Source organism: Neisseria sp. P0021.S006 (assembly GCF_051956895.1).
The window spans coordinates 1-1,213 of the sequence record NZ_JBQCWZ010000419.1; the positions used below are offsets into that span (position 1 = coordinate 1).

2 protein-coding genes are annotated in these 1,213 nt (G+C 53.0%); both read right to left on the bottom strand.

Features of this window, described 5'->3' with window-relative positions; genetic code table 11:
* Positions 1 to 49: 49 nt before the first annotated feature.
* On the bottom strand, positions 50 to 727 hold the full coding sequence (locus ACTHUM_RS14650) for a response regulator (RefSeq protein WP_070607137.1): 678 nt from the start codon (positions 725 to 727) through the stop codon (positions 50 to 52).
* Positions 728 to 871: 144 nt separating this feature from the next.
* Positions 872 to 1,213 (bottom strand): NADPH-dependent FMN reductase (locus tag ACTHUM_RS14655; RefSeq protein WP_440403242.1); only part of this gene is annotated, 342 nt, incomplete at its 5' end.

The window sequence follows — 1,213 nt, forward strand, 5'->3', positions numbered from 1 at the left end:
GTGTGGATAAGGCGTTGCATGGTTTGTGTGTTGATATTGTTGTGGTTTTTCAGACGGCTTGGTTGTTTTGTGCAACCAGCCAGCCGACCCCGCGGACGTTTTGAATCGCTTCTTTGCCGAGTTTTTTGCGTAAGGCGTGAATCAGGAAGTCAACGGCGTTGCTTTCGACTTCTTCACCCCAGCCGTAGATTTTATCTTCCAAATCGCTGCGTGACAGAATCATGCCCGGACGCAGCAGCAGGGCTTGGAGGACGGCAAATTCTTTGTTGCTGAGCATGATGGCCTGTTCCTGCCCGACCACTTCCGCCTGATGGGTGGAAGGGTTGAGCGTGATGATACCGTTGGTCAGCAGCGTTTGCGCCTGTCCGCCGTGTCGGCGCAATACGGCACGCATACGGGCTTGCAGTTCCGCCATGTCGAAGGGTTTGACGATGTAGTCGTCTGCGCCGCCGTCTAAGCCGTTGAGCCGGCTGTGCAAATCGTCGCGCGCGGTCACGATTAAGACGGGAACGGTACAGCCGCCGTTGCGGATTTGCGCCAATACGTCCAAACCGTCTTTGCCGGGCAAACCCAAATCCAAGAGCAGCAAATCGTATGCTTGCGCCGCCACTGCTGCGGCAACTTCCGAACCGCGGCTGACCCAATCGACAGCGTAGCCGGTGTCTTTCAGATTGGCACTGACGGCTTGGGCAATCATGGCATCGTCTTCAACCAATAATACGCGCATGGAAGTTCTCCGGAGGATGGGTGGATTGATTATAACCGCACTCAATTAGTAAAAATTTAGGAACTGTCGAAAAACTGATTTTTTGTAAAAGATGAGGCCGTCTGAAATTTCGTTTTTCAGACGGCCTGTATACTTCAATCCCGATTATTTAGGGTTTTTCTCAATCAAGGCAACCAGTTGGTCGATATAGCCTTGAACAAATTCACGCGCAGATTCGATGAGTCGGCCGTTGTCGTCAAACAGGGTGGGCGAGTTGCCGAGGAATACTTCCGGCTGGCCAGTCAGCGGCATATCGAAATATGAGAGGGCAAGGCGCAGATTTTTTTGCGCGCTATAACCGCCCATTTTGCCGACGGAATGGCTGATGATGCCGGCCGGTGTTTTTTTCCAGGCAACATCGGCATTGGGTTTGGAGCCGATGTCGATGGCGTTTTTCAGGCAGGCGGGGACGGTGCGGTTGTTTTCGGAAGTCACGAACAATACGCC

What these genes read in the sequence shown, in the direction of transcription:
- ACTHUM_RS14650 (WP_070607137.1), bottom strand. Translation starts at nt 727, where the DNA reads ATGCGCGTATTATTGGTTGAAGACGATGCCATGATTGCCCAAGCCGTC.